General features: G+C 70.3%; 23 protein-coding genes and 2 pseudogenes. 8 read left to right on the forward strand and 17 right to left on the reverse strand.

Going from position 1 to position 26502, the window contains the following annotated elements; all coding sequences use genetic code 11:
* Positions 1-105: 105 nt before the first annotated feature.
* The 3 genes from ACFYWX_RS44790 to ACFYWX_RS44800 all read right to left on the reverse strand — a co-directional run bounded on the left by ACFYWX_RS44790 (position 106) and on the right by ACFYWX_RS44800 (position 3699).
* Positions 106-273, reverse strand: coding sequence for a hypothetical protein (locus tag ACFYWX_RS44790; protein WP_389431178.1), 168 nt, complete (start codon positions 271-273; stop codon positions 106-108).
* A gap of 221 nt (positions 274-494) precedes the next feature.
* Complete coding sequence (locus ACFYWX_RS44795; RefSeq protein WP_389431179.1) at positions 495-2495, reverse strand: GDSL-type esterase/lipase family protein; 2001 nt, start codon at positions 2493-2495, stop codon at positions 495-497.
* A gap of 145 nt (positions 2496-2640) precedes the next feature.
* The gene (locus ACFYWX_RS44800; protein WP_389431181.1) at positions 2641-3699 is read right to left on the reverse strand and encodes a glycoside hydrolase family 5 protein; all 1059 of its coding nucleotides are present in this window, start codon (positions 3697-3699) and stop codon (positions 2641-2643) included.
* Positions 3700-3961: 262 nt separating this feature from the next.
* Here ACFYWX_RS44800 and ACFYWX_RS44805 point away from each other — a divergent pair, with 262 nt between their 5' ends.
* Positions 3962-5227: an MFS transporter gene (locus ACFYWX_RS44805; RefSeq protein WP_389431182.1), complete on the forward strand. Its 1266-nt coding sequence runs from the start codon at positions 3962-3964 to the stop codon at positions 5225-5227.
* Between the two features lie 100 nt (positions 5228-5327).
* Here ACFYWX_RS44805 and ACFYWX_RS44810 read toward each other — a convergent pair whose 3' ends face one another.
* Complete coding sequence (locus ACFYWX_RS44810) at positions 5328-7514, reverse strand: endonuclease (RefSeq protein WP_389431183.1); 2187 nt, start codon at positions 7512-7514, stop codon at positions 5328-5330.
* Between the two features lie 42 nt (positions 7515-7556).
* Positions 7557-7817, reverse strand: coding sequence for a hypothetical protein (locus tag ACFYWX_RS44815; RefSeq protein ID WP_389431205.1), 261 nt, complete (start codon positions 7815-7817; stop codon positions 7557-7559).
* Positions 7818-7889: 72 nt separating this feature from the next.
* On the opposite strand from ACFYWX_RS44815, the gene ACFYWX_RS44820 reads away from it, so the two are divergent.
* Positions 7890-8306: a peptidoglycan-binding protein gene (locus ACFYWX_RS44820; protein ID WP_389431184.1), complete on the forward strand. Its 417-nt coding sequence runs from the start codon at positions 7890-7892 to the stop codon at positions 8304-8306.
* 94 nt (positions 8307-8400) lie between these two features.
* Here the strand turns inward: ACFYWX_RS44820 and ACFYWX_RS44825 are convergent, their stop codons facing one another.
* Entirely contained in the window at positions 8401-9930 is a 1530-nt protein-coding gene (locus tag ACFYWX_RS44825; RefSeq protein WP_389431185.1) for an APC family permease, read from the reverse strand.
* 281 nt (positions 9931-10211) lie between these two features.
* Between ACFYWX_RS44825 and ACFYWX_RS44830 the strand changes: the two are divergent.
* The 5 genes and pseudogenes from ACFYWX_RS44830 to ACFYWX_RS44850 form a co-directional block, all read left to right on the forward strand.
* Positions 10212-10814: pseudogene (locus tag ACFYWX_RS44830) on the forward strand (alcohol dehydrogenase catalytic domain-containing protein); the annotation flags it as partial.
* A 10-nt stretch (positions 10815-10824) separates the two neighbouring features.
* A complete protein-coding gene (locus ACFYWX_RS44835; RefSeq protein ID WP_389431206.1) occupies positions 10825-11103 on the forward strand; it encodes a pyridoxamine 5'-phosphate oxidase family protein in 279 nt (92 codons plus the stop codon).
* A 1178-nt stretch (positions 11104-12281) separates the two neighbouring features.
* Positions 12282-12662, forward strand: coding sequence for a universal stress protein (locus tag ACFYWX_RS44840; RefSeq protein WP_389431186.1), 381 nt, complete (start codon positions 12282-12284; stop codon positions 12660-12662).
* 124 nt (positions 12663-12786) lie between these two features.
* Positions 12787-15174 (forward strand): glycoside hydrolase family 65 protein, encoded by a 2388-nt coding sequence (locus ACFYWX_RS44845; RefSeq protein ID WP_389431187.1) that lies wholly within the window; start codon positions 12787-12789, stop codon positions 15172-15174.
* Positions 15175-15296: 122 nt separating this feature from the next.
* Entirely contained in the window at positions 15297-16202 is a 906-nt protein-coding gene (locus ACFYWX_RS44850; protein WP_389431188.1) for a universal stress protein, read from the forward strand.
* 13 nt (positions 16203-16215) lie between these two features.
* Here the strand turns inward: ACFYWX_RS44850 and ppk2 are convergent, their stop codons facing one another.
* The 7 genes and pseudogenes from ppk2 to ACFYWX_RS44885 all read right to left on the reverse strand — a co-directional run bounded on the left by ppk2 (position 16216) and on the right by ACFYWX_RS44885 (position 21247).
* Entirely contained in the window at positions 16216-17019 is an 804-nt protein-coding gene (gene ppk2, locus ACFYWX_RS44855) for a polyphosphate kinase 2 (protein ID WP_389431190.1), read from the reverse strand.
* 98 nt (positions 17020-17117) lie between these two features.
* Positions 17118-17621 carry a flavodoxin domain-containing protein gene (locus ACFYWX_RS44860; protein WP_389431191.1) on the reverse strand — a complete coding sequence of 168 codons (504 nt, stop codon included), beginning with the start codon at positions 17619-17621 and terminating at the stop codon, positions 17118-17120.
* Between the two features lie 328 nt (positions 17622-17949).
* Complete coding sequence (locus ACFYWX_RS44865) at positions 17950-18306, reverse strand: hypothetical protein (protein ID WP_389431192.1); 357 nt, start codon at positions 18304-18306, stop codon at positions 17950-17952.
* 245 nt (positions 18307-18551) lie between these two features.
* A pseudogene (locus ACFYWX_RS44870) lies at positions 18552-18950 on the reverse strand (response regulator); the annotation flags it as partial.
* Positions 18951-19050: 100 nt separating this feature from the next.
* Positions 19051-20184, reverse strand: a complete 1134-nt coding sequence (locus ACFYWX_RS44875; RefSeq protein ID WP_389431193.1) for a PP2C family protein-serine/threonine phosphatase — start codon at positions 20182-20184, stop codon at positions 19051-19053.
* A gap of 122 nt (positions 20185-20306) precedes the next feature.
* A complete protein-coding gene (locus ACFYWX_RS44880) occupies positions 20307-20627 on the reverse strand; it encodes an alpha/beta fold hydrolase (protein WP_389431194.1) in 321 nt (106 codons plus the stop codon).
* Entirely contained in the window at positions 20606-21247 is a 642-nt protein-coding gene (locus tag ACFYWX_RS44885; RefSeq protein WP_389431195.1) for an alpha/beta fold hydrolase, read from the reverse strand. The genes ACFYWX_RS44880 and ACFYWX_RS44885 overlap by 22 nt, the downstream gene beginning before the upstream one ends.
* Before the next feature lie 120 nt (positions 21248-21367).
* Between ACFYWX_RS44885 and ACFYWX_RS44890 the strand changes: the two genes are divergently transcribed.
* Positions 21368-22012, forward strand: a complete 645-nt coding sequence (locus ACFYWX_RS44890; protein WP_389431196.1) for a TetR/AcrR family transcriptional regulator — start codon at positions 21368-21370, stop codon at positions 22010-22012.
* A gap of 10 nt (positions 22013-22022) precedes the next feature.
* On the opposite strand, the gene ACFYWX_RS44895 is transcribed toward ACFYWX_RS44890, so the two are convergent.
* From ACFYWX_RS44895 to ACFYWX_RS44910, 4 genes are read right to left on the reverse strand one after another with little or no spacing between them, the layout of a single operon-like run.
* Complete coding sequence (locus tag ACFYWX_RS44895) at positions 22023-22889, reverse strand: sugar phosphate isomerase/epimerase family protein (protein WP_389431197.1); 867 nt, start codon at positions 22887-22889, stop codon at positions 22023-22025.
* Positions 22886-23902, reverse strand: coding sequence for a Gfo/Idh/MocA family protein (locus ACFYWX_RS44900; protein ID WP_389431198.1), 1017 nt, complete (start codon positions 23900-23902; stop codon positions 22886-22888). The genes ACFYWX_RS44895 and ACFYWX_RS44900 overlap by 4 nt, the downstream gene beginning before the upstream one ends.
* A gap of 54 nt (positions 23903-23956) precedes the next feature.
* Positions 23957-25390 (reverse strand): sugar porter family MFS transporter, encoded by a 1434-nt coding sequence (locus tag ACFYWX_RS44905; protein WP_389431199.1) that lies wholly within the window; start codon positions 25388-25390, stop codon positions 23957-23959.
* A 9-nt stretch (positions 25391-25399) separates the two neighbouring features.
* A complete protein-coding gene (locus tag ACFYWX_RS44910; RefSeq protein ID WP_389431200.1) occupies positions 25400-26350 on the reverse strand; it encodes a TIM barrel protein in 951 nt (316 codons plus the stop codon).
* Positions 26351-26502: the final 152 nt, after the last annotated feature.

Here is a 26502-nt window from a genome sequence, read left to right on the forward strand (position 1 = left end):
GCCGAGTGCCTCTGGTTCCATCGTGCTCCTCGGACGAGGTGACGGCGAGCCCAGAAGCAGTTGACGGCGCAACAGGTGAAGGCGAAACGGCCCTGGGGCCGCGGTCTACTCGCCGTCGTCGTCGGCGTCCAGGTCGAGCGCTCCGAAGTCCAGGACGTCGGCGGCCTCGCGCCGGGTCTGTTCCGCGACGCGTTGGACGTCGGCGATCACGTCCCCGCGTTCGGTGATCAGACGGTCGTAGATGGGTGCGGTACCCGAAGCGGCGGCAATCACGTCGGTCTCCTCCTCCTGGGCGGCATCACCGGGCCGGACCACGAGGGCGGGGTCCGGCGGGCTTGCGGTCCGCTACCCGGTTCTGCGGCTCCTACGCTCCGCCGGGAACTAGACAGTGCGGTCGGTCGTGTCGCGTGGGTCACAGCGCCGGTGCGGACACGACCGACCTCACAGTCGCCGCCTGCTCCCGGCAGCCCGTCGTCTTCACCCCCGAGGTCCGTTCACGTACCGATCCTCGCCGCGATGATCGGTGCGAGGCGGTCCGTGATGACGCGGTGACCCTGGTCGTTGGGGTGCACCGAGTCCGTGAGATCGCCGGAGCCCAGCCAGCCGGTGGTGTCGACGAAGGAGACCCGGGAATCGCCCCCCTCGACGGCCGCCCTGACCGCCGCCTCGGTCTGGGGGACGTACCGGCCGCGGAAGGTCTCCAGCGCGAAGATCCACGCCTGCGGATGGGCGGCGCGGACCTTGCGCAGCAGGCTGGTGTACGCCGCCTGGAACTGCGTGGAGCTGACCCCGTGGCCGACGTCGTTGGTGCCGAGGTTGATGACGACGGCGTCCGCCCGGTAGCGGGCGAGGTCCCAGTCGGGCGTGGCCGCGTTCGGGTTGAGTTTGCCGTACTGCCGTTCGAGGCCCACACATCCGTCGGCCGCGGCGACCAGACAGGCGCCGCCCTGGGCGATCTGGGTGTGCTCGGCGCCGAGCCGTTCGCCGATCAGCCAGCCGTACGCCGTGCGGGCGTTCTGCGAGGTGGTCGTCCCCACCGTGATCGAGTCGCCGACGAACTCGATCAGCTTGCCGGGGGCCTGCGGTGCGAACGTCGTCGCGCCACTGTCGAGGGCCAGACCCTGGAAGACGGCGTCGCCGTGGTACGAACCGGCGACCACCTGGTAGTTGACCTGGAGGGTGTGGTTGCCCGCGGACAATGGTGACGGCGTCAGGTTCACGGTCCCCTTGGCGTCGTCGTAGAAGGTCACGGGTCCGTTGTCGATGCGCGCCCAGAAGTCGATCGTGCCCCGCTGCTTCAGCTTGACGGTCCGGCCGGTGAAGCCGACCCGGTAGTACGCGCCCGCCCAGTAGGGGGTGTAGGCGGTCGTGGAGCTCTGGGTGTCCCAGCGGCCGACGAACTTGATGTTGGGGTCGCCGGGCTGGCCGGGAGCGGCCGCCATGGTGGACGCCGGGTTGCCGAGCCGGGCGGCGACGACGGGGGCGAGACGGCTCGCGAACTTGGTGTGGCCCGCCTCGTTGGGATGCCCGTTGCCGTCCTCGTAGTCGGTCCCGTCGGTGAGCCAGCCCGTGGTGTCGACGTAAGTCACCTTGGTGTCACCGGCGTTGGCGCGGGCGCTGACGGCCGCCCTGGTCTCGGTGACGTACCGCTTCTTGAGCGTCTGCACCGCGAAGAGGTGCGCGTTCGGGTAGGCGGCGCGCAGGTCGGCGAGGAACTTGGTGTACGCCGCCTGGAAGGTCGAGCCGGACACGCCGTGGCCGATGTCGTTGGTGCCGAGGTTGATGACGACCGCGTCCGCCCGGTAGCGGGAGAAGTCCCAGTCCTGACCGCCCGTGCTGGCCGTCTTGAAGAACTGGCCGCTCAGGCCGGTGCACCCGGACTGGGCGACGAGACAGTAGCCGGAGCGGGCGATCTGGGTGTGGCGCGCCCCCAGCTGCTCACCGGTCTTCCAGGCGTACGAGTCGAGCGCCAGCCGGTCGGTGAGGGCGCCCGCGGTGATGGAGTCGCCGACGAACTCGACGAGCCGGGCCGGTGTGTCGGGGCTGACCGTGCGCGCGCCGGGGTCCAGCACCAGGCCCTGGAAGACGGTGTCGCCGGAGCGGTAGGAGATCCGCAGGGTGTGGGTGCCGGCGGAGAGGGGGCGGGGCGTGAGGTTCACCGTGCCGCGCACGCCCGCGTGGAACACGTCGGGTCCGCCGTCGATGCTCACGTACAGGTTGACCGCGTCCCTGGCCTTGACCTTCACGGTGGTTCCGGTGAAGGCGGTCTGCAGATACGCGCCGGTCCAGGAGGGGACCGCGGCGGTGCCGGTGCCGGTGTCCCAGCGTCCGACGTAGACGATGTTCGGGTCGGAGACCGAGCCGTCCGCCGGCGCGGCCCGCGCGGGGGAGGCGCCCGCCCAGGACAGCAGACAGGCGACGAGCACGGCCGTGAGGAGGGCCGGGAGGGTGCCTCTGGCACGGCGTAAGAAGGTGGCATGGGGGGTGGCATGCATGGGGATCCCTTTCGCGTGGGGGTGGGAGCGCTCCCATGTACAGCCTTTCGAGAGAAGCAACGAAACGGTTGAGCGTCAAGGGACCGCGTGAGACACGGAGTCCCGGAGCGCCTGTGGCGGCTCCGGGACTCCGTGTCTCACGTGATCAGGGCTTTACAGGCTTGCCGCGGCCCCAGGCCCAGGCGAGTCGGTCGGCGCCGGACTGGTTGGTGGTGGCCAGCCAGGGGCGGGCGGGGTCGCCGGTCAGCTTCTGCAGCGAGTAGGTGTCGTCGGTGCGCAGGCCCGGCCAGTACACGGACCCCATCTTCAGCTCACGGAAGGTGTCGGTGACGGCCTGGAGGTAATTGACGAAGTTGTTGTCCGGGGTCGGCACGTTGTAGTTCAGGCCGGTGGTCATCGGCGATCCGAACTCGTCCGCGACCGTCCGGTTCGCGCAGTCACCGATGCGCACCTTGAGGTCGGCCACCCACTGGTCGTAGGTGGCGTAGTCCTTCCAGAACCCGTAGTGGTGCAGGGACAGGTAGGTGCCCTTCAGGCGAGGGTCGGCGCAGACCGAGGTGACGTGGTCGTTGTAGCCGGCGCCGCTGACGAAGACGCGGTTGCGGGGGACCGACGGGTAGGTAGACAGCCACTTCGCGGCTATGTCGGCCCACTCGGTGTCAGTGTAGCCGTGGGGCTCGTTCATCGGCTCGAAGTACACACGGCTGTTGTTCTTGTAGGCCTTGACGACGGTGTTCCACATCGGCCAGTAGGTGGCCTCGTCGTCGATGAAGCCGTCCTTCTGGGCGCCCGTGCCCTCCCAGTAGGACACGATGACCTTGAAGCCCTTGGCGGACGCGGCGTCGATGACCGCTCGGTAGGACTTCCAGTACGAGCCGTTGACCGTGTACGGGTTGATGGGCAGCCGGACGGTGTTGGCACCGAGGTTCGCGCGGAACGCCGAGATGATCCGGCTCGCCTTGGTGTAGGTCTGCCCGTAAGTGTCGGACAGCGACAGGCCCGACAGTACGACCGGGTCGTCGGCGAAGTTGTCCCGCGGGTCGGCCCAGTTGACCCCCTTGAACTGGGTCGTGTCCGTACTGGGCGTGGCGGCGGAGGCGGGGCTGCCGGTGAGGGTGGTGCCCGCCCCGGCGATCAGGAGCGCCACGGCGGCGGCTCGGAGACGGGGGGAGCGGCGGCGGGTGCCGGCGGGGGTTCTGCTCATCGGCCTTGCCTTTCGGGGATCCTCATGTTTACGCAAACATCGTCGACCTCCCGGTCCCATGTTTACGTAAACATCGCGGCGCCGGAATCGTGGCACCCGCCACGTTGAGCGTCAAGGCTTCCCGCACATAACGCCCCACGCGGTGGAGCGGTGCCGCGAACGCGCCGACTTTTGTTCAATCGTGGGCCGTGCTTTGCCGCTCCTTCGTTGTCCGCCCCACCGCGCGCGCCTAGCGTCACCTGCGGACTTCGGGAGGACTGGCATGCTGAAGACCGTCACAGACCAGGCAGCGGGTCTCACCAAGGACCAGCGCAACGCCTTCGTCGCCGCCTACTTGGGCTGGGCGATGGACGCCTTCGACTACTTCCTGGTGGTACTCGTCTACAGCGAGATCGCCGACGACTTCCATGTCTCCCTCACCGACATGGCCTTCCTCACCACCGTCACGCTGGTGATGCGACCGGTCGGTGCCCTGGTCTTCGGCATGTGGGCCGACCGCCGCGGCCGCCGCGTCCCGCTCATGGTCGACGTCGTCTTCTACTCGATCGTCGGCTTCGCCTGCGCCTTCGCCCCGAACTACACCGTGCTGCTGGTGCTGCGCCTGCTGTACGGCATCGGGATGGGCGGCGAGTGGGGCCTGGGCGCGGCGCTGGCCATGGAGAAGATCCCGGCCGCCAGGCGGGGTTTCTGGTCGGGCCTGCTGCAGAGCGGCTACTCACTGGGGTACCTGCTCGCCGCCGTGGCGTTCTTCGTCATCGAGCCCGCCTTCGGCTGGCGCGGGCTGTTCGCCTTCAGTCTCGTGCCCGCCCTGGTCGCGCTGTGGGTGCGCAGCCGGGTGGAGGAGAGCGAGGTGTGGGAGAAGAGCGTCCGGCTCAACCGCACCCCCGCGTACCAGGTGTTCAGGAACCCGGCGGTGCTGCGGCGCTTCGTGTACCTGGTCGCGCTGATGACCGCCTTCAACTGGATGTCGCACGGCACGCAGGACATCTACCCGACCTTCATCAAGAAGGGCCTGGGGCTGTCGCCGGACACCGCGATCGCCATCGCCGTCGTCTACAACGTCGGCGCCATCATCGGCGGTGTGCTGCTCGGTGCCTACTCGGAGAAGCTGGGCCGGCGTCGGACCATCATGGTCGCGGCGGCCGCCGGCCTGGTCGTGGTGCCGTTCTTCGTGCTGTCCAGCACGGTCGGCTGGCTGATGCTCTCCTCCTTCCTGATGCAGGTGTGCGTCCAGGGAGCCTGGGGCGTCATCCCGGCGCATCTGACCGAGATGAGCCCGGACGCCGTCCGGGGCTTCTACCCGGGCGTGACCTACCAGCTCGGCAACCTGATCGCTGCCCTCAACCTGCCCGTCCAGGAGGCCATCGCCGAACGCCACGGCTATCCCTCGGCGATGGCCTGGACCGTACTGCCCACCCTGGCCGTCGTCATCGTGCTCAGCGCGATCGGCACGGAGGCCAAGGGTGTCCGTTTCGGCACCACCGGCAGCCGTGCCCCGAGCGCCACGGCAGCCGACACCCGGCCCTGAGCAGTCGCCGGCCGCCGCCCTCGACCGGGCTCATCCACCGGGATCCTGTCCGACCCGGAGGCCGGCCGTCGGCTCACCGCGACGGAGGCGACGGCTCCGCTCAGGGCCACACGCCGGAGAAGTCGATGCGCTGAGCCCACTCCGGGTGATCTATCAGGGGATTGCGGTTGCCCTGAATCTCGGCGATGGCCGCGTTGCGATGCAGCTCGTACTCGTTCACGGCTTCGGTCGCGTGCCAGCCAAGGAGGGCGGGCAGCCGTTCCTTCTGGAACTCGTCCGCCTCGTCACCGACGAGCTTGGGGTAGCGCAACAGGAAGTACAAGGTGGCTCTGGCGACGGCCCCCCTGCTGTGCTCGGGCTCGAACCCTCCCGGCTCGCGCATGCCGCAGTCCTCCCGCACGGTCTCGTCGAAGCCGGGGAAGTCCATGTACGGGATGCTGCCGCGGAAGGTGTTGCACGCCGGTTCGCAGGCGAACAGATGGTGCAGGTCGCCCCGCATGGGTTCCCGGTGCGCGAACCAGGCCTGGGGGACGACGTGCTCGCAGTTGAACGGCAGCGAGGCCTCCAACGCGCCCAGCTCCGCGGTGACTTCGGCCGGGCCCGTCGCGCTCTCCCGGAGCAGGAACTCCCGCACAGCCCTGAGCCGGGCGGCCTCGGCGGCGGCGTCGGCGCGGATGAGTTGCTCCGCGGTGAAGGTCTTGCCGGAGTACACGCTGCGCAGGAGCCGGTCGGGATGGAGGTCGACCCACGGGTAGAGCATCCGTGCGGGTTTGTACGAGGGGCGGCGCTCGTGGGTGTCGTCCAGCAGGTCGGTCAACGCACGTCGCAGCGCGTCGCCGTCGGCTCCGTGGTCGATGCCCGCGTAGTAGGCGTCTCGTGCGGCGCGGTCGGCGTCCCGGTCGTAGTAGACCCGTTCCTCCCCGAGTCTGAGGTTGCGCAGGGCCGCGTGCAGATCCCGTTCGGCGGCGTCGGTCGCGGCGGTGCCGTCGACCTGCGGGGCGGCAACTGCTGTCGTCCCGACCGGGAGTGGGCCTGCCGGGGAGCGTCCTGGGTCGGGCTGTTCGGGAGTCGGCAGATCGACGTCGACGGTGATCCGCAGCGGCACGGTCACTCCCACCGCGCCCCGCGAGGTGACCTGTGCCGAACCGTTCGGTGTCGCCCCGTCGGCTTCCGGCCTCGCACCCGCGGTCGTCCGCGGCGCGCCGTCGCCCGGCCCCGGTGGCTTGAACAGTTCGTCCCGCAGCCGGGCCGCGGTCCCGGTCAACGTGAGTCGGCTCAGTGTCTCCAGCACGCGGCTGATGCGCACCCCTTCGTTCGCCTTCCACGCCAGCCGGTGCTCGTCCATCCCCCGCCGCCAGACCGTTCCGTCGATCGCCAGGAGCCGGCCTTCGCCGTCGGTCTTCGGCACCGCCGAGTGGTGCAGGGCGACCACCTCCCACTGGTCGTTGAAGACCGGGGAGCCCGAGGAACCCGGTGCGGTGTCGGTCTCGTAGTGGATGAACTGGTCCAGCAGATCGACGATCTGGTTCTCCCGCAGTGCGAGCTGCTTGGGCTCACCGCCCGGGTGCTGAACGATGTTGACGAACTCCCCGAGGATGGCCTTGCCCTGTGCCCCGTCGAGGGGCAGCCAGTGGAAGTCGGCGAGCCGCGCGCCCTGTTGGCTGCGCTCGGCCACCGCGACCACGCTGAAGTCCAGGTCGCGGTCGGTCGCGAAGAACCTCTGGGGCTCGAGCGGGAACGCGACCGGGGCGAGCGGGAGTCCGTCGAGGCCCGCCTGCAGGTTGAACTCGACGACGGCGTGGCCCGCTTCCTCGGCGCTGCGCAACACGTGGTTGTTGGTCATCAACAGGGAGGGCGACACCATGAATCCGGTGCCGTGGTGTCCGCCCGCCGGCGCCGCGACGGTCACCCGCCCGGTCGACCGGGCGGCCAGATACCCACCCTCGAGGAACGCCACCCCGGTGAGGTTGTTGCGTCCCATCAGGCGTTCCAGGCCGAGCACATCGGCGCCGAAGGATTCCGGAGGCAGCGGCAGAGTGCTTCCCGTCGACGCGGACGGCTCCGTGGGGGTCGCCTCGATCGATCTGACGAGTGACCAGTCGGCGTTCAGCCGCGCCAACCGCTTCCTGACCCGGTCGGGCTCGTCCGCATAAAGCACGCCACGGCGCTCGATGGTCGTGCGGGTTTCCTCGCGTTGCGCGGTGCGGCTCTCGAAACGCTCACCGGCTTTCTCCAGCTGCGCCAAATAATCCGTTCCGGCCTCAGAAACGCGTTCTCCGGTAATCATGAACGCCTCCCGACATCGGTCGCCGATTCAAATGTCACCTGGTCAATCAGGAGCTTTCGCGGCGTCTGGCTCCTTGGAATGTGCCGCCGCCTTCGCCTGGGCCGTGTTCGACAGGGCTCTGATGCCGAAATAGGCCGTGGTCATGGTGCTGACCGCGGTGAACGCACTGGTGAGAATGGCTACGCTCTGCGCGTCATCGGTGCCGGTCACTCCCCAGATCGCGGCGACCGAGATCGCCGCGTCACCGATGAAAACGGCCAAAAGGCCTGCCCACGTACGGGTTTTCTGCACATCACTGTCCATGGAAGCCACCGCTGCCCTCCACATGCACGCAATGACGGCTACGCCTACCATAAAAGCATGGAAAGAGACGACATGTACTACACAGTTGAGACGGGCGACACGCTGTACGAACTGGCGCAAAGGTTCGATACAACGGTCGAACAGCTTCAGGCGTGGAACGGAATCCGCGACCCGAACAAAATCAGGGTCGGCCAACGGCTGATCGTCAGGCAGGACCACTCCAACTACATTCCCTTCCCGGGAGCCGCGTGGTTCAAGACGCTGCCGGAGAGCCCCATCATCCACGAAATGGGAATCCGCCTGATGCAAGAGGGCTGTTCGGCATACGGCCACACAGGCCCCTCGTACCAGTGGAACGCGCAGCACCGTGACTCCTACGCCAAGTGGCAGCGGAAGCTCCACTACAAGGGCGCGGACGCGGACGGCTGGCCGGGCCAGACGTCCTGGGCCAAACTCAAGGTTCCCTACCCCAGCGAGATCTACGCGTAGAACGGCGAGATCCACGCGTAGAACGCGCGGGCGCGCAGCCTGTACCGCTGGTCGACAAGCCGATTCGCGGGCGCCCTTGGGAGTCAGCCCTGACCTACTCCCTCGCGGCAGCCGACATGCGGGTCGGCTTGCCCAGTGCCCAGAAGAGGACGCCGAGGAGCATGAACCCGGCGAGCGGAACGGCCTCCGTCAGCAGATACGTCCAGCGCTCGCCGTAACTCCAGCCGTCCGGCGCGTAGTCGGAGCCGAACCAGTGGTCGCCGAGCCCGGGAGCGACCAACTGCACACTGGCGAACAGGACGAGCAGGGTGAGCACCACGCTGATGGTGCGGGGCAGGGGTGCCCGGTACGGGCGGGGGACGTCCGGGGCCTTGCGGCGCAGTACCGCGAGCGCCGGGAAGATGCCCAGATAGCTGACGAGAGTGGTCGAGACGGCGAGGCCGAGGACGGCGCCGAAGAGCTTCGCGGCGCTGCCGTCGGTCAGTTCGTGTGCCAGGACCAGCACGACGGTGGAGACCACTCCGCTGAGGACGTTGACCCGTACCGGGGTGCCGAACCGGCTGGAGATGACGCCGAGGAAGCGGGGCGCGGCGCCGTCGTAACCGGAGACGGCGAGGGCGCGGTCGGAGCCCATGACCCAAGTGACGCCCGACGACAGCACCGTGAGGATGAACAGGAGCGCGGCAAGGTCCCCGAGCAGGCTGCCGGCGCCGCTGAGTGAGGCGGTGCCGTCGGCGGCGACATGACCGCCGTACACGGTGAAGACCTGCCGGATCGCGTCGACGAACCCGCCGAGGCCCGTGACGGCCTTGACCGGCAGGACGAGCAGGATGCCGAGGATCGGCAGCGCGTACAGCACGACGGCGAGGAAGGCGCTGCGGAAGATGGCGAAGGGCACGTCCTTCTGTGCGTCGGTCATCTCGTCGCCGGCCGTGTTGGGCAGCTCGAACCCGACGTAGTTGAACATCAGGACGGGTACCAGGCCGACGAATCCCGCGTACGTCGGCGAGAAGTCGCCGAGCCCGAATCCGTGCAGGCCGTGCCGGACGCCGTACACCACGACCGTGACGGTGAACAGGCCGAGGAGGATGAACCGGCTCCACGCGCCGACGGTGGGAATCCACTTGCCGACGTCGAAGGAGAGGATCGCGGCGAGCACGCCCACCCAGATGAACACGAGGGTGAAGGCGTAGAACGCCGGGGTGCTCAGGTCCTTCCCGTCGTGGAAGAAGGTGGTGTAGGCCGTGACCGCGGAGACGGAGAGTGTGCCGCCGAGCCACACCGGATTGGTGATCCAGTACAGGAAGTTGTTGACGGCACCGGCCAGGCGCCCGAAGGCCCGGCTGGTCCAGATGTAGGGACCGCCCTCGTCGGGGAACGCGGCGCCGAGCTCGGCGGTCAACAGCGCGGACGGCACGAAGAACACCACGGCCAGCACGATGAGCCAGGTGAACGCCTCGGCACCGGACGAGGCCACGGTGCCGATGGTGTCGACGCCGACGATGGTGCAGAGGAGGAAGAAGAGGATGTCGAAGCGGCCGAAGTGCTTGCGCAGCTTCCGCCGCTCCGTCTGTGCTGCCGCCGGCGTGTCGGCCGGCTCGGAGACTATCTGGCCAGCGGCCACCGGGAGCTCCTGCGTGCTCGTGGTACGGGCGGGATCCGGCCCATGGTTCGCCGCCGCCACAAAATCCCACAAGCGTTCCTGCACAAGTCTTGACCATCATTTCTCCGCCCGAACGCATCGGAAACCGCACCGACTGCATCGGAAACCGCACCGACACGGGAGGCGAAGAAGGGCCGAGGAGGCCCGTCCGGGGGCCGACCGGCCCAAGTGGATGCCGGCCGCGGTGGTCAGGCTGGAATTGCGGGAGATTCCCGGCACCGCCGACCGAAGGAGGAACGGTCATGAAGGGCTTCGTCTTCCACGGCCCCGGACGGTCCGCCTGGGAGGACGTCCCGGACCCCGGAATCAAGGACCCGACCGACGCCGTCGTGCGGGTCGACGCCGTCACCATCTGCGGGACCGACCTGCACATCCTCAAGGGCGACGTGCCGGAGGTGCGTCCCGGCACGGTGCTGGGCCACGAGGCGGTCGGCGAGATCGTCGAGACCGGCGGCGACGTGCGCACCGTCCGGCCGGGCGACCGGGTCCTGGTCTCCTGCATCACCGCCTGCGGCCGCTGCCGGTTCTGCAAAGAGGCGGCGTACGGCCAGTGCCAGGGCGGCGGGGGCTGGATCCTGGGCCACCTGATCGACGGCACGCAGGCCGAGTACGTGCGCGTGCCGCACGCCGACCTGTCCGTGCATCCGCTGCCCGGCGCGTTGGAGTCCCACGACGCCGTGCTGTTCGCCGACATCTTCCCGACCGCCTACGAAGTGGGCGTGACCAACGGGAACGTACGCCCCGGAGACACGGTCGCCGTCGTCGGCGTCGGCCCCATCGGGCTCGCCGCTGTCCTCACCGCCCGGCTGTACACGCCCGCACGGATCATCGCCGTGGACCTCGCTCGACGGCACGATCGCCTTCCGCACCGCCCCCGGCTCCGTACCCTCGCAGGTCCTCGGCCGACGCGTCGCGTTCGAGGTCGACCACATCGACGAGGCGCTCAGCAGAGGCTGGAGCGTACTGCTGCACGGCCGGGCCCGAGGCGTGTCCGACCCGGACACCGTACGACGGCTGCGAGAGCGGGCCCACAGCGAGCCGTGGGCGGGCGGCCGACGCGAGACGTGGGTCTGCGTCGACGCGGTCGACATCAGCGGCCGCGAGATCACGGAGGGGGCCTCGGGGGGTGGGTGAGCGGTGTGGGGTGGGGTGCGGGGTTCTGGCTACGTGGGTTCGATGGGGGCGCCGGCGTCGGCCGCGCGGGATCGGTGAGCGGTGTCGGGTCCCGGCCGCGTGGGTCCCGGGTCCCTCCCGGCCGCACCGGGCCGATGAGCCATGCCGGGGCCTGGTCGCGGGGGGCCTGTGCTGGACTTGGCCGTATGGAAGCGCGTCTGGTGGGAGTCGATGTCGGTTCGGTGTCTCAGGGCAGGTTCGCCTGGGCCGCGCTCGACGCGCCGGGGTTGTCTCTCGCCGGGCAGGGGGCCGACCCCGAGACGGCGGTCCAGGCCGTGATCGCGGGCCTGGCCTCCGGCGGGCGGGCCGCGCTCGTGCTGGAGGCGCCCATGTCGGTGCCGGTTCCCGCGGCCGACAGGGCGGACGGCTGGGAGCTGCTGGGGCGGGCGCGTACCGGCGAGGGCAACCGCCCGTGGTCGGCGGGCGCCGGTGCCGGCGTCCTGGCCACCGGTGTGGCGCAGGCCGCCTGGATGGCGGCCCGTCTGGCCGACCTCCTTCCCGGCACGACGGTGACCACTCGGCCGGACCGGTGGGCGACTCCCCACGGCCCGCGGCTGCTTCTCGCGGAGGCGCTGGTGTCCGGCGCGGGCAAACCCGTGCCCACGGCCAGTGGACCGCACGCGGCCGACGCGGAGGCAGCCGCTCGCGCCCTGGCCGAGCGCCTGCCCGAGCTGCCGTTCGTATCCGAGGTGGGCACGCCGGCCGAGCGCCTGCCGGGGGTGACGTTCTCCTCCGACGTACGCACGCCGCCCGACCCGCCGTTCTCCTCGGACGTACCCACGCCCGCCGAGCGTCCGCCAGAGCTCCCTCTCGCCTCCGACGTACGCTGCGCCCCGCACCGCCCGTTGAACCTGCTCGCTGCCTGCGCGCTGTGGGCGGGGCTGGACGTGGCTCCTGACGAGCTGCGTTCGGATGTGCTGGTGCTGCGTGCTCGTCCGCCGCGTCCCCACGTCGGCCGGGGCGACGAGGGGGCCTCCGGCAACCAGGGCGGACAGGCGTAGCCGGAAGGGGCGCGTTTGCTCGCGGCGGTCAGGGTCCTTCTCCGCCGGGGCGGGACCGATGGCCCCTCTTGGCCGGCCGCTGCCCGGCGCAGCATGGGAGGGACCCAACACCGCTGCGCCGGCGAAAGGCGGTTGGCGATGTATCCCAACGACGGTTTCCGCGAACTCGACCGGCAGGAGTGTCTGCGTCTGCTGGCGAACGCGCCTCTCGGTCGCATCGTCCACACGCGGCAGGCCCTGCCCGCCGTCCTGCCGGTCGACTTCCGTTTGGACGACGACGGCGCCGTGCTGTTGCGGGCGGCGGTGGGCCCGGAGCTGGTGCGCGCGCTTCGCGTACGCCGCTCGACGGTGGAGGGACCGGCCCGCAGGGTGCTCCTGCACCGCTCCGCGGCGGCGGACCTCCTGATCATCGGGGCCCGGCACCGGCACGGCCACTACGGCCTCCAGCTGGGCCGCGTGGCACACACCCTGCTGCACCACGCCGAGTGCCCGGTGGCGGTCGTACCCCAGCGGGTCTGACCGCCCACCGCCTCCTCGCGCGTGGATCGGGCGGCCGGTGCGGGTACCCGGCAGGGACCGCCGCGCCACGGCGCCGACACCGACGTGGGCGACCGGGCGGACCGCTGACGCGAGGAGCACCGACGTGACGGCCCTGACCTGGGAGTACGAGGGATACGCCGCGGAGGAGGAGCGGCTCAGGGAGTCTCTGTGCACCCTGGGCAACGGCCGTTTCGCGACCCGCGGCGCCCTGCCCGAGTGCGCGGCGGACGAGGTGCACTACCCGGGCACGTACGCGGCCGGTGTCTACAACCGCCTGACGTCCGAGGTGGCCGGGCGGCTCGTCGAGAACGAGGACATGGTCAACCTGCCGAACTGGCTGCCGCTGCGCTTCCGCCTGCCCGGACGACGCTGGCTCACCCCGGACACGGCGACGGTGCCGGAACACCACCTGGTGCTGCACCTGTCGTCGGGACTGCTGGAGCGCCGCACACGCTACGACCTCGGCGAGGGACGGGCGCTGGCGGTACGGCAGCAGCGGCTGGTGCACATGGCGGACCCTCATCTCGCGGCCCTGCGCACGGAGTTCACGGCGACGGGAAGGGCCGGGGACCTGGCCCCGGGCCTGGACCTGGACGTGGAGGCGGCCCTCGACGGCGGTGTGACCAACGCCGGAGTGGCGCGCTACCGCGACCTGGACGGCCGCCATCTCACCCACGTGCACACCGGTGACGCCGCCGAGGACACCGTGTGGCTGCGCTGCCGCACCCGTACCTCCGACATCCGCGTCGGCATGGCGGCCCGGCTCACGGCCGACGTGCCCCTCGCCCCCCGGCACACCCCTGCGCGTGCCGTCCAACGACTGCGGCTGCACCTGGCACCGGGCCGCACCGCCACCGTCGACAAGTGCGTCGCCCTGCACACCTCCCGCGACCCGGCGATCAGCGACCCCCTGGACGCCGCGATCGACCGGGTGGGCCGCGCCCCGGGCTTCGACGACCTCCTGGAGTCGCACCGCACCGCCTGGGAACAGCTGTGGCGCAGAGCCGAACTGGAGGTGCCCGGTGAGGCGGGCGGCATCCTGCGGCTGCACCTCTTCCACGTCCTGCAGACCCTCTCCCCGCACACCGCCGACCTCGACGTCGGCGTGCCCGCACGCGGCCTGCACGGCGAGGCCTACCGCGGTCACGTGTTCTGGGACGAGCTGTTCGTGCTGCCCTACCTCGACCTGCACTTCCCGGAGGTCTCCCGCGCCCTGCTGCACTACCGCCACCGCCGCCTGGGCGCGGCCCGCTCCGCCGCCCGCGACCTCGGCCGGCGCGGAGCGCTGTACCCCTGGCAGAGCGGCAGCGACGGCCGCGAGGAGACCCAGCGTCTGCACCTCAACCCACGCTCCGGACGCTGGCTGCCCGACCACTCCCACCTCCAGCACCACGTCGGATCGGCCGTCGCCTACAACGTGTGGCAGTACTGCGAGGCCAGTGGCGACACCGAGTTCCTGCACACCGAGGGCGCCGAGATGCTGCTGGAGATCGCCCGTTTCTGGGCGGACTCGGCCGTGTACGACGAGCAGCTCGGACGACACCGCATCCGCGGGATCGTCGGCCCCGACGAGTACCACGAGGCCTACCCCTGGGCGACCCGGCCCGGCGTCGACGACAACGCGTACACCAACGTCACGGCCGCCTGGGTGCTCGCCCGCGCCCTCGAACTGCTCGACGCCCTCCCCGCACCGCGCCGCCGGGAACTCGTCGAGCGCACCGGGATCGACGGCGGCGAACTCGAACGGTGGCAGGAGGTCTCCCGCACCCTCCACGTCCCCTTCCACGCCGGTGTCATCAGCCAGTTCGACGGCTACGACAGGCTGGAGGAGCTCGACTGGGACGACTACCGCAAGCGGTACGACGACATCCGGCGCCTCGACCGGATCCTGGAGGCCGAGGGCGACACCGTCAACCGCTACCAGGTGTCCAAGCAGGCCGACGTGCTGATGCTCGGCCACCTCTTCTCACCCGCGGAACTGCAATCCCTCTTCCACCGGTTGGGCTACCGGCTGGACGAGGACACCTGGCGGCGCACCGCCGACCACTACCTCGCCCGCACCAGCCACGGATCCACCCTCAGCGGCCTCGTGCACGGCTGGATCCTCGCCCGGGCCCGCCGCACCGAGGCGTGGACGTTCTGCCAGGAAGCCCTGCGGGGCGACATCGCCGACGTGCAGGGCGGCACCACGGGCGAGGGCATCCACCTCGGAGCGATGGCCGGCACCCTCGACCTGGTGCAACGGGGCCTGCCCGGCCTGGAGACCCGGGGCGGCGCCCTCCGGCTGGACCCCGCGCCCCTGCCCGAGCTGTCCTCCTACGGTTTCGCGCTCCACTATCGGGGCCACTGGGGCGTACGCCTGCGCATGGAGCGCGAGCAACTGGAGATCGCCGTACCGTCCTCCGACCTGTCACCCATCGACGTCCTGCTCCCCGACCGTGAGGTCTGCGTGCAACCGGGCGAGACGTGCCGGCTGCTCCTTGCGGAGTGAGGGAGTGAGGGAGTGAGGCCGTCCTGGGCCGAACGGCCCCCGAGCGGGACCTGCGGCCCCTGCACACCGGCCGCTGCCGGCAGGAACCTGAGGGCGGATCCCCGATTCAGGAGGTGGACAGCATGTCCCGCAACGTCACCGTGGGCCTCGACGGATCGCCCGAGAGCCGGGCGGCCGCCGAGTGGGCGGCTCGTGAGGCGAAGCTGCGCGGCCTGCCGCTGCGGCTGGTGCACGTCTGGGAACCCGTGCCCGAGCCCATGGCTCAGGCCCCGCTGCTGGGCGCCGAGACGCAGGCGCACTGGAGCGAGCGCATCCCGCGCGAGACGGCCGACGGGCTCCGGCTGCGCCACCCCGGGGTAAAGGTCGTCCAGGAGCAGCTGAACGGCCGGCCCGCCGACGTCCTGGCGGACGCGGCGAAGGACGCCGAACTGCTGGTCCTCGGCTCCCGCGGACTGAGCGGGATCCAAGGGTTCCTGGTCGGCTCCGTCGGCCTCGCCGTCGTCGCCCATGCCGAAACCCCCGTGGTGCTCGTGCGGGCCGGGGAGCAGGCGGCCGACGAACACGCCATGGACCCGGTCGGCATCCCGTCCGCGGCGACCCCGTTCCGCCCGGTCCTGCTCGGCCTCGACACCGACGACCCCGACGACGCGGTGATCGCCTTCGCCTTCGAGGAGGCCGCCCGTCGCGACACCGCCCTGCGGGTCGTGCACGGCTGGAACCTGCCGCCGTACTACGTCTACGGCCTGTCCGCCGACCTGAGCCCGCACCGTCAGATCGCCCGGCAGCGGGCCGCCGCGCTGACCGAGGCGCTGCGCCCCTGGCGGCAGAAGTACCCGGCCGTCGAGGTGGTCGAGGACTCCCGCTCCGGCAGCCCCGCGAACCACCTCGTGGACGCCTCCCGCGAGGCCTCGTTCGTGGTGGTGGGGCGCAAGGTCCGCCGCAGCCCGTTCGGCGCGCACATCGGCCCGGTCACGCACGCCGTACTGCACCACTCCGCCGCCCCCGTCGCCGTCGTCGCCCACGACTGACGGCGTGCGTGCGTCACAGGCCGGGCGCGTGGTCCGGGACGTAGGTCTGCAGATCGCGCGGCGGGCGCTGGTAGCCGGTCGACGGGGGCCGCGCGGGGAGCTCCAGCACGGGAGGCGGCACCTCGTGGTACGGCACGGAGTCCAGGAGGTGCGCGATCATGTTCAGCCGGGCCCGACGCTTGTCGTCGCTCTCGACGACGTACCACGGTGCCTCGGCGATGTCGGTGTGCACCTGCATCTCGTCCTTGGCGCGGGAGTAGGCCTCCCAGTGGGTGATGGACTCCAGGTCCATGGGCGACAGCTTCCAGCGCCTCACGGGGTCGCCCAGCCGGCGCCGGAAGCGTTCCTGCTGCTCGGTGTCGCTCACCGAGAACCAGTACTTGCGCAGCAGGATGCCGTCCTCGACCAGCATCCGTTCGAAGATCGGGCACTGACGCAGGAAGAGCTGGTACTCCTCCCTCGTGCAGAAGCCCATCACCTGCTCGACGCCGGCCCGGTTGTACCAGCTGCGGTCGAACAGCACGATCTCACCGGCCGCCGGCAGGTGTTCGATGTACCGCTGGAAGTACCACTGGGTGCGTTCGCGCTCGGTCGGCTTCGGCAGCGCCGCGATCCGGGCGACGCGGGGGTTGAGGTGCTCGGCGACCCGCTTGATGGTGCCGCCCTTGCCGGCCGCGTCCCGCCCCTCGAAGATCACGACCAGCCGGGCACCCTCCGTCCGCACCCATTCCTGGAGCTTCACCAGCTCCGTCTGCAGGCGCAGCAGTTCCTTCTCGTACTCCTTGCGCGGCAGCCTCGCCGCCTGCTTGTCGGCCATGCCGCCTCCTCGGTCCACCACGGCTCGGGCATCCGTGCCAGCACCGTACTGCCCGACCGGAGCCGTGGCCTGTCGGCCGCCCGGCGGGAGGCCGGGATTCAGGTGTCGGGGCCTCCTTGGTTCCGGGCCACCATGGTCGCCCAGGTGTTGATCTGCTCGAAGTCGCGGAAGTCGCCGCCCTTCCCGGAGTTGACGATCATCCGGGCGATGCGCCCCTTGACCTCGCCCTCCAGACGCCCGCCGAACGTGATGTGCCCCCGCGCGTCGGTACGGTGCATGACGCGCCGCACGCCGGACGTCGGCGGGATGTCCCGTTCGGACGCCGAGGGGTCCAGCGGACCGCTGCTGAACAGCCACACCGGACGTTCCGCCAGGGCCCTGCGGTGACGCCGTGCGAAGCGGCGGGCGTCGCGCTGCCAGCGCCCCGCGTACAGTCCGCCGCCGAGCACGACCGCGTCGTACGGCGTGAGGTCCGTGACCTGCGCAGCGGACCGCACGTCCACCGTCAGTCCTTCCTTGCTCAGGATCTCACCGATGCGCTCGGCGATCTCGGCCGTCGAGCCGTTGGTCGATCCGTAGGCGACCAGCACCGTCTCGTTCATGACCGGTGCACCTCCTTGCAGCTTGCGATGCCTGTTGCCCCGTCCAGGAGGCCTCTCGTCGGCAGGTCCGCAACTTCAGCCTCGTCCTCGGTGGCCCCTGGTCCGATGGGCCGGTCGGGCACGGGGGAGGGCCGGACGGCCCCTGCGCGGCCGAGGCACCGGTCCGCGACGCCGGCAGTGAGAAGCACATCGAGCGCAGGGGATGCGCGGCGCGCTTCCGCCTGTCACCGCCGGCGCCGCCGAGCGGGCCTCGACTACGTCTCCTGCTCGCCCTTCCGGATCCCGACGGCCCGCCTGGAGGCCGGCCGCGCCGCGCTCACGGCCGCAGTCACCGGTGGTGCGGTGACGTCAGGTAGTGCTGCCTGAGGAGTTCCTTTCCGTAGTCGTTGCCGTCGGTGGTGAGGCCGAAGAAGTCCTCGGTGATCGACTGGTTGCCGGGACCGCCGGCACCACCGCCCGGGCCGCCGCTGGGGGCACCGCTCGGGGCCGCGGAGGCGTCGGCGGTCGGGGTCGTGTCGTCGGCCATCGCGGCCCAGGCTCCGGCGCCGCCCATGGTCGCGACGGCCGTGGCACCGCTGGCGAAGAAGACCTTGCGCATGAAGTTGCGGCGGCTCGCGTGAGCACGCCGGCCGCTCTCGGACTGCGGCTCCCGGGCCGTCGGCTCACCGGTGTCGAGCTCGGTCATCGTCGCTGATTCCCTTCGTCATGGGCACATCCACGCTGGACGGCCGCCCGGTGATCACTGTGGAGCAGCGAACTTAGGCCGGCCTTAAGAAGAGGCGGTACGCCCCTCCAAATCGCCGCGCGGGCAACGGTGGAGGCGGCCTGAGCTGCTTCTCTGTGAGAGCGCTTAGAGTCCGCAGGAGTGTGACGGCAGGGTCATCCGCCGACAGGGAATGACGGGGGGCATCCGCGGACGGGGAATGGGTCGGCGGGGCCCGCGCGGCGCAGCAGCCCGCGCAGCCGCAGCATGACCTCCTCCAGAGAGAAGGGCTTGGTCACGTAGTCGTCCGCGCCGGCCGACAGCCCGTCGAGACGGTGCTCGAGCGCGTCGCGAGCGGTGAGCATCAGCACGGGCAGTCGCGTGTTCTCGCCGCGCAGCCTGCGCAGTACCTGCACCCCGTCCACGTCGGGCAGCATCCCGTCGAGGACGACGACGTCCGGGGCGCAGTCCCGCGCGATGCGCAGTGCTCCGCGTCCGTCCCCCGCGGTGAAGGACCGCCACCCCGCCTCGGTCACGGCCGCGGACAGCAGCTCGGTGAGCTCGGGCTCGTCGTCGACTATCAGCACGCGGACCGTGCCGTCACGGGTACCGGGGACGCCAGACATGAGCCGACCTTCTCCCGGTCGGCCATGAGCGTCCTGTGCGCGTGCTGGGTGTGTGCTGTGGGGGAGGGGGCGGCAGAACGTGGTGGCCGAGGCGGAGTGTTCAGCGACGCGGTGCCCGGCGGACGGTCAGGACGGCGACGTCGTCGTGCCGGCCGCCGTGGCCCGCGAACGCGCGGGCGTCCTCGTAGAGGACCTGGGGCAGTTCGGTGGGGGAGAGACCGAGGTGCTTGGCCAGGCGCTCGTCGACGGGGTAGAACGAGCCGTCGGCGGCACGGGTCTCGGTGAGGCCGTCGGTGCTGAGCAGCAGCGTCGCACCCTCCGGGAACTCGAACCAGCCCACGGTCGTGGGTTCGAGGGCGAGCGCGGCGAGTCCGAGGGGGACGCCGGAGTCCAGCGGCGGTGCGGTGACGGTGCCGGCGTGCATCACGCGGGGCAGGACGTGACCGCAGTTGACGGCCTGCACCTCCTCGGTGTGCGCGTCGATGCCGATGACGAGGGCGGTGACGAAGCGTTCGTCGTCGCCGGCGTGTTCGGCGTAGGAGTTGTGGCGTACGACGGCCGCGTCCAGAACGTCGACGAGTGCCGTGAGCGTGGGCTCGCGATAGGCCGCCTCGCGGAAGGCTCCGATGACGGCGAACGCGGTGCCCACGGCGGCCAGTCCCTTGCCCTGCACGTCTCCGATCAGGACCCGGGTTCCCCAGGGCGAGGCGACCACCTCGTAGATGTCGCCGCCGACGAGCCGGTCCTCCTGGACGGGTTCGTAGACGCCGTTGACCAGCACGTCGTCGGTGACCAGGGGGAGGGGATGCAGGATGTGCCGCTGCATCGCCGCGGCGGTGGAGCGCAGGCGCAGCATCTCGTGCTCGCGTCTGACCCGCCGGTGGCAGGCGTAGACGGAGGTCACGCCCAGGGCGAGGGTGAGCAGGACCAGCAGGAGACGGTCGAGCCACCGGCCCTCGGCGACGTCCCGCAGCAGCACGGTGGCGGTGACGAAGAGCGTGGTCCAGGCGGCGACGAACTTCGTCTGCCGCACGGTGCACAGGGCCGACGCCGCCCCCGGCAGGAACACCAGGAGCCCCAGGAGCCACACCTCGGATCCGGACAGGACACCGAGAACCTCCACCAGGACCGTCACCGACAGCACGCCGACGACCAGTTCGGTGGTGCGCGGAGGCTCGATGGCCTCAAAACCTTCGGAGGCGTCGGAGGGATTCTTCCGGCGACTACCGGTCATGGGAACTCCCGGGCAGGTGGTGATCTCCTCTTACGATATGCAGGCCCACTTGCCCGCCGGAGCCGCCCCGCCGAGTCGGCCGCCGAGGTCTGTGGTTCCCCCGCCGGCCGGTCGCCCTTCGGTCACCCGTGGGACGAATCGTGCCTGGTCGCTGCGTCGACGGTGGCCATGAACTCCAGCATCCGGCGGTTGGTCTCCTGCGCGTGATCGATCTGCGGTCCGTGGCCGGTGCGGGAGACGATCTCGGCCCGGGCGCCCGGTATGAGGCGCGGCACGCGCTCGACCTGCCGCTGGGGGTGCAGGAGGAGGCTGCGCTTGCCGAGCACCAGGTAGAGCGGAGTGCGAACGGTGGACAGTTCGGCCTCGGACAGGGGCAGCGGAGAGGGCCGGCGGACGCGGTGGGCGCGGACGGCCGTCCTGATCATCGCGCGCAGCTCCGGCATGACGAGGACCGGCTGCTCCAGCCACGCCGCCAGACGCGGGCGTACCGCCCTGGGAGCGAAGGTCGCGAACAGGCCGGCGAAGAGCCAGACGAAGAAGCGCAGCCCCACCTTCTCCAGGCCGCCGGGATCGAGGAGCTTGCCGAGGCGAGACGGTCGGGCCTGCGGTGGGCCTGGTTCAGGGCGAGCCAGCCGCCGTAGGACGTGCCGACCAGGTGGACGCGGTCCAGTCCGAGCCCGGCGAGCGTCTCGTCCATCCACTGGGCGGCGTGTTCGGGCTGGTGGATGGGCGCGCGCTGGACGCTGCGCCCGGGGTCGCCGGGGGTGTCGAGGGCGTAGACGGGGCGGTCGGTGCTGAGGTCGGGGGTGTTCGGGTACCACATGGCGGAGCAGGAGCCCGCTCCGTGGATCAGGACCACAGGGGTGCGGGACCGGGCCTCCGGGTCGGCCGGGCCGTAGCGGTACACGTGGGTGGTGCCGTAGGAGGTGTCCACGTCCTGTTCCGCGAGGGCGGGGGCGCCCAGTGCGTAGACCGCGTCGCAGGCCGCGAAGTAACGGTCACGCCAGGCGTCGCTCACATAGCGACCGACATCGGCTCGGGTGCGGTCAGCGGTCTGGGACACGTGCACCTCCATGGGTCTCGTTTCGTGATACGAACGTACCACGATGTTGGTACGGCTGTATCATCAAGAGGTGCCGGCAAGGGCCGCACCAGCGAGAACGACGAGCGGAGAACCGGGTCGATGCCGAAACGGGTGGACCACACACAGCGCCGCACCGAGATCGCCGAGGCGCTGGTCAGGGTCGCCGGGCGGCGCGGGCTGCATGCCGTGGGGATGCGTGACGTGGCCGCAGAGGCGGGCGTGTCACTGCGGCTGGTGCAGTACTACTTCGAGACGAAGGAGAAGCTGCTGCTCTTCGGGCTGGAGCAGCTGACCCGGGAGTTCGGGGAGCGGGTCTCCGAGCGCCTGGGGGCCGCCGGGGAAGGCGCCGGTCCGCGGGCGACGGTCGAGGCACTGCTGAGGGCGGCCCTGCCGACCGACGTGGAGAGCCGCACGTTCCACCACCTCTACACCTCGTACGCCGTTCTGTCGGTGACCGACCCCTCCCTCGCGGCCCAGCCCTTCATCAAGCAGCCCGACGCCGCCGAGGACGCCCTGACCGAACTCCTCCGTCAGGCACAGGACGCGGATCTTCTTCGGCCGGGCGTGAACCCCCGGCTGGAAGCGATCGGCCTGCTCGCCATGTCCGCGGGGCTCGGCACCGGCGTCCTCGTCGGCCAGCGCGGCCAGGAGTCCGCCGTGGCGGTCCTGGACCACCACCTGAACCGCGTCTTCCGCACAGGCGGGCCCGGTGCCCAGGATGCCCGCCGCGGGGAGGCGGTGTAGACCCCCGGTCTTATCGTGAGAGCTCCTTGGTGATGCGGTCCAGCATGAACGCGGAGGAGTCCCGGGCGCGTTCCTCCCAGGCGAAGACGCAGGCCGTGGCGACCCCGTCGAAGTTCAGCTCGCGCAGGGTGCCGAAGAATGCGTCCCAGTCGACCTCGCCCTGGCCGATGTCCAGGTGCTGGTGGATGCGGGCGGGGGTGCCGGGCGGGTTGAGGATGTAGCGCAGGCCGGAGGAGCCCTTGTGGTTGAAGGAGTCCGCGATGTGCACGTGCTTCAGCTTGTCGCCGGCGTAGCGCATCATCGCCGCGACGTCCGCCGTCGGGTCGGCGCCGGAGAGGTGGAAGGAGTGCGGGGCGCAGTAGAGGTAGTTCACCCAGGGCTTGTTGATCGCCCGGACGAGGTCGACCGCGGGGGTGTTCTCCTCGCAGAAGTCGTCCGGATGGGCCTCCAGGTTCAGCGCGATGCCCTCCCGTTCGAAGAGCGGCAGCAGCTCCTCCAGTGAGCGCCAGAACGCGGCCTCGCTCTCGGCGGCGTGTTCGGGGCGGCCGTTGAACTCCGAGTTCATCAGCGGACATTCGAGGTTCGCGGTGATCTCGATCATCCGCTTCCAGTAGCGGACTGCGGCCTGCCGTTCGGTCTCGTCGGGCGAGGACCACTTGTACAGCGGCAGTACGGAGGACAGCTGCACGCCGTGCGTGCGCAGGGAGTTTTTCAGTTCCTCAATGCGCTCGTCGTCCGCCCGCGGGTGCAGGAAGAACGGCATGAACTCCTCGCGCGGCGACAACTCGATGTACCGGTAGCCGAGTTCGGCGACGGTACGCACCATGTCGTCGATGGGCAGGGCGCGGAACATGTAGGGGTCGAGGGCGATTTTCATACGGCACCTCCGTAGAAGGCGGGGCGGGGCTTCATGTCCGTACCGACGACGCGGCCCGAGGTGAGGGCCTCGACGGTGGCGTTGGTGATGACGGTCGCGGCGTAGCCGTCCCAGGCGGAGGGACCGACAGGCTGCTCGCCCGTCGCGAGGTTCGCGATCCACTCGCGGAACTCGGTGTCGAAGGCGTCGGCGAAGCGGCCCACCCAGTCGGTGAGCACCGTCGTGCTGTGCTGTCCCGCCGTGCGCACGGCGACCGAGGACGGGTCGGGCAGTCGTACGAGGCCCTCCTCGCCGACCGTCTCGCACTGGATGTCGTAGCCGTACTGGCAGTTGACGAAGACCTCCAGGTCGATCCGGACGCCCTTCTCGGTCTCGAACAGCATGATCTGAGGGTCCTTCAGGTGCGCGAACCGCTTGCTCGTGGCGCGCGGTGTGACCACCTGGGCGGTGACGATCTCGTCGTCGAGCAGCCAGCGCAGTACGTCGATCTCGTGCACCGCCGTGTCGAGGGCGGCCATGTCGGTGGTGTACGACTCGGGCACCGTCGGGTTGCGGTGGGCACAGTGCACCACGAGTGGCTCGCCGATCCGGCCGGAGTCGATGACCTGCTTCATCTGCCGGTAGCCCTGGTCGTAGCGGCGCATGAAGCCGACCTGCACCAGGCGGCGGCCGTGCGCCATCTCGGCCTCGACGATCCTCAGACAGTCCTCGGCCGTGGTGGCCAGGGGCTTCTCGCAGAACACCGGCTTGCCCGCGGCGATCGCGTTCAGCACATGCTCCGCGTGCGTCGGCCCCCAGGACGTGACCAGGACGGCGTCGACCTCCTCCGCCGCGATCAGCTCGGCGCCGGTGGCATACACCCGGGCGCCGGTCCGGGCCGCCGCCGTCTCGGCGCGGGCCGCGTCGATGTCGGTGACCGCGGTGACCGCGGCGCCGGTGACGACCTCGGTGAGGCGTCGGATGTGTTCCTGGCCGATCCAGCCGGCACCGATGACTCCCACGCGCACAGTCATGGGTTTTCCTTTCAAAGAGCCTGTTGAGAGGGGATGCTCAGGAGTACGGGATACTCAGGAGTAGCGGGAGCGGAGCTCCGACTCCAGGTTCTCCAGCGTGCGGCCACGCGTCTCGGGGACGTACCGCTTGACGAAGGCGAGGGACAGGACACCCGCGACCACGAACAGGAAGAACGTGTTGGAGATCCCGATGCCGGAGACCAGCGAGGGGAAGACCAGGCCGATGGCGAAGTTGGTCAGCCACAGGACGACCGCCGCGACACCCATCCCGAAGGCACGCATCCGCATCGGGAAGATCTCCGACAGCATCAGCCACGTCACCGGCGAGATCGCTCCCTGCTGGAAAGCGAGGAACGTGACCGTCATGGCGAGCACGGCGTAGGCCCGCCCATCGCCCGAGGGCAGTACCAGCGAGAAGACACCGATCAACAACAACGCGCCGGTCGTGCCTATCTGACCTGTCATCAGCATCGGTCGGCGGTTGACCCGGCCCAGCAGCCAGATGCCGACGAAGGTGGCGAGCACGGAGATCACGCCGTTGGCGATGTTCGCCGTCAGCGCGCTGTCCGCGGCGAAGCCGGCGTCGGTGAGGATCTGCGTGCCGTAGTACATGATCGTGTTGACGCCGGTGATCTGCTGCACGATCGCGATGCCGAAGCCGACGAACATCAGCCTGCGCACCCAGGGTACGGACCTGATGTCCTGCCAGCCGCCGAGCTTCTCCTGATCGTCCTTGACGGCGAGCTCGGTGACCTCGCGCAGCTCGGCCTCCGCCCGCTGCTGGGACCGGACCTGCCTCAGCACCTCCAGGGCCTCGTTGAAGCGGCTCTTGGAGGCCAGCCAGCGCGGGCTCTCCGGCATCACCAGCATGCCGAACCAGAGCACGACGGCCGGGACCGTCGCGATCACGAGCATCCAGCGCCAGACGCCGCCGGACTCGCCGCCCACCTGCGCGATGATCGCGTTGGAGGTGAAGGCCAGCAACTGACCGCTGACGATCATGAGTTCGTTGCGGGTGACCAGTGCGCCGCGCCGCTCGGCGGGCGAGATCTCCGCGAGATACACGGGCACCGTCACCGAGGCGCCGCCGACCGCCAGACCGAGCACGAACCGTGCCACGACCATCACCGCGGTGGTCGGGGCGAGCGTGCAGCCGAGGGCTCCGACGAAGAACAGCACGGCCAGCAGAAGGATGTTGCGCCGCCTGCCACGCGCGTCCGACAGCCGGCCGCCGACGACTGCCCCGAGCGCCGCGCCGAGGAGCAGCGAGCTGGTGACCATACCTTCCGTGAAGGGAGTCAGGCCCAGGTCGTCGGTCATGTACGGCAGGGCGCCGTTGATGACGCCGGTGTCGTAGCCGAAGAGCAGTCCGCCGAAGGTGGCGATGATCGTGATGAGCCGCAGCCGCCGGGAGACCGCCGGCGGGGCGTCGTCGATGAGTGTGGAGGGTGCTGTGGGGGCCTGGTTCGTGTCGTCCTTGATGTCCATGGCCACCTCCTACTGGTTTCGGGTCGGGCGTCGGGTTCCGGTCAGGCCGCAGCCCGCCAGGTGCTCACGTGTCCGTACGGCGATGGGAAGCGGCACGTCGGGAGCGCACGGGTACAGGTCCTGCTCGACGATCACGAACAACTCGGCGTCGAGCGCGGCGAGTTCCTTCACCACGTCGGCGGGGTTCGGCACGCCGGCCGGCGGCGACACGCACACCCCTCGCTTCACGGCCTCGCCGAAGGAGAGGTTCTCGGCGGCGACCTGCGCCAGGATCTCCGGGTCCATCTGCTTGATGTGGACGTAACCCACACGCTCGCCGAAGCGACGGATCAGGTCGAGGTTGTCACCGCCGCCGTAGGCCACGTGCCCCGTGTCCAGGCACAGGTTGGTGTAGCGGGAGTCCGACTCGTTGAGCAGCCGCTCGATCTCCGGCTGCGTCTGGATGTGGCTGTCGGCGTGCGGATGGATGACGAGACGTACGTCGTACTCGTCGAGGAGCAGCTTGCCGAGCCGGTCGGCGGCCCGGCCGAAGCCCGCCCACTGAGGGGCCGTCAGCTCGGGCGGCTCGGTGAACTCTCCGGTCTTCTCGTCCCGGTACATGGGCGGGATGAAAACCAGATGGTGGGCACCCGCGGCGGCGGTCAGTGCCGCGACCTGCCTCACGTGGGCGAGCATCTCGTCCCAGGCCTCGGGGCGGTGCAGCGCGCCGAAGGCGGTGCCGCCGGAGACCTGCAGCCCACGGGCGTCGAGCTCTTCCTTCAGCCGTTGCGGATCGGTGGGGAGATAGCCGTACGGCCCGAGTTCGAGCCACCGGTAGCCGGCCTGCGCGAGCTCGTCGAGGAAGCGGGTGTACGACACCTGGTGCTCGTCCTCGGGGAACCAGACGCCCCAGGAGTCCGGGGCGGAGCCCAGGCACAGGTTGCCGGCGGTGGTGCGGAGTGGGGATGGCGCCGTTGCCATGGTCGTAATCCTTCTGGGAAGCGGGGAGGGGGATGCCTTTTCGCTCAGTTGGAGGTGGGGAAGTTGAAGCCTGCGGTCGTGTGCTGGGTGGGCTGGGGCCAGCGGGTGGTGACGACCTTGGGGCGGGTGTAGAAGCGGATGCCTTCGGGGCC

This window comes from Streptomyces sp. NPDC002888 (genome assembly GCF_042888465.1).
In the GTDB taxonomy this organism is placed as follows: domain Bacteria; phylum Actinomycetota; class Actinomycetes; order Streptomycetales; family Streptomycetaceae; genus Streptomyces.

Bases quoted from the DNA above. Each gene is read 5' to 3' on its own strand.
- ACFYWX_RS44795 (WP_389431179.1), bottom strand. From the start codon at position 2,495: ATGCATGCCACCCCCCATGCCACCTTCTTACGCCGTGCCAGAGGCACC.
- ACFYWX_RS44800 (WP_389431181.1), bottom strand. From the start codon at position 3,699: ATGAGCAGAACCCCCGCCGGCACCCGCCGCCGCTCCCCCCGTCTCCGA.
- ACFYWX_RS44805 (WP_389431182.1), top strand. From the start codon at position 3,962: ATGCTGAAGACCGTCACAGACCAGGCAGCGGGTCTCACCAAGGACCAG.
- ACFYWX_RS44810 (WP_389431183.1), bottom strand. From the start codon at position 7,514: ATGATTACCGGAGAACGCGTTTCTGAGGCCGGAACGGATTATTTGGCG.
- ACFYWX_RS44815 (WP_389431205.1), bottom strand. From the start codon at position 7,817: ATGGACAGTGATGTGCAGAAAACCCGTACGTGGGCAGGCCTTTTGGCC.
- ACFYWX_RS44820 (WP_389431184.1), top strand. From the start codon at position 7,890: ATGTACTACACAGTTGAGACGGGCGACACGCTGTACGAACTGGCGCAA.
- ACFYWX_RS44840 (WP_389431186.1), top strand. From the start codon at position 12,282: ATGTATCCCAACGACGGTTTCCGCGAACTCGACCGGCAGGAGTGTCTG.
- ACFYWX_RS44850 (WP_389431188.1), top strand. From the start codon at position 15,297: ATGTCCCGCAACGTCACCGTGGGCCTCGACGGATCGCCCGAGAGCCGG.
- ppk2 (WP_389431190.1), bottom strand. From the start codon at position 17,019: ATGGCCGACAAGCAGGCGGCGAGGCTGCCGCGCAAGGAGTACGAGAAG.
- ACFYWX_RS44860 (WP_389431191.1), bottom strand. From the start codon at position 17,621: ATGAACGAGACGGTGCTGGTCGCCTACGGATCGACCAACGGCTCGACG.
- ACFYWX_RS44865 (WP_389431192.1), bottom strand. From the start codon at position 18,306: ATGACCGAGCTCGACACCGGTGAGCCGACGGCCCGGGAGCCGCAGTCC.
- ACFYWX_RS44875 (WP_389431193.1), bottom strand. From the start codon at position 20,184: ATGACCGGTAGTCGCCGGAAGAATCCCTCCGACGCCTCCGAAGGTTTT.
- ACFYWX_RS44880 (WP_389431194.1), bottom strand. From the start codon at position 20,627: ATGCCGGAGCTGCGCGCGATGATCAGGACGGCCGTCCGCGCCCACCGC.
- ACFYWX_RS44890 (WP_389431196.1), top strand. From the start codon at position 21,368: ATGCCGAAACGGGTGGACCACACACAGCGCCGCACCGAGATCGCCGAG.
- ACFYWX_RS44895 (WP_389431197.1), bottom strand. From the start codon at position 22,889: ATGAAAATCGCCCTCGACCCCTACATGTTCCGCGCCCTGCCCATCGAC.
- ACFYWX_RS44900 (WP_389431198.1), bottom strand. From the start codon at position 23,902: ATGACTGTGCGCGTGGGAGTCATCGGTGCCGGCTGGATCGGCCAGGAA.
- ACFYWX_RS44905 (WP_389431199.1), bottom strand. From the start codon at position 25,390: ATGGACATCAAGGACGACACGAACCAGGCCCCCACAGCACCCTCCACA.
- ACFYWX_RS44910 (WP_389431200.1), bottom strand. From the start codon at position 26,350: ATGGCAACGGCGCCATCCCCACTCCGCACCACCGCCGGCAACCTGTGC.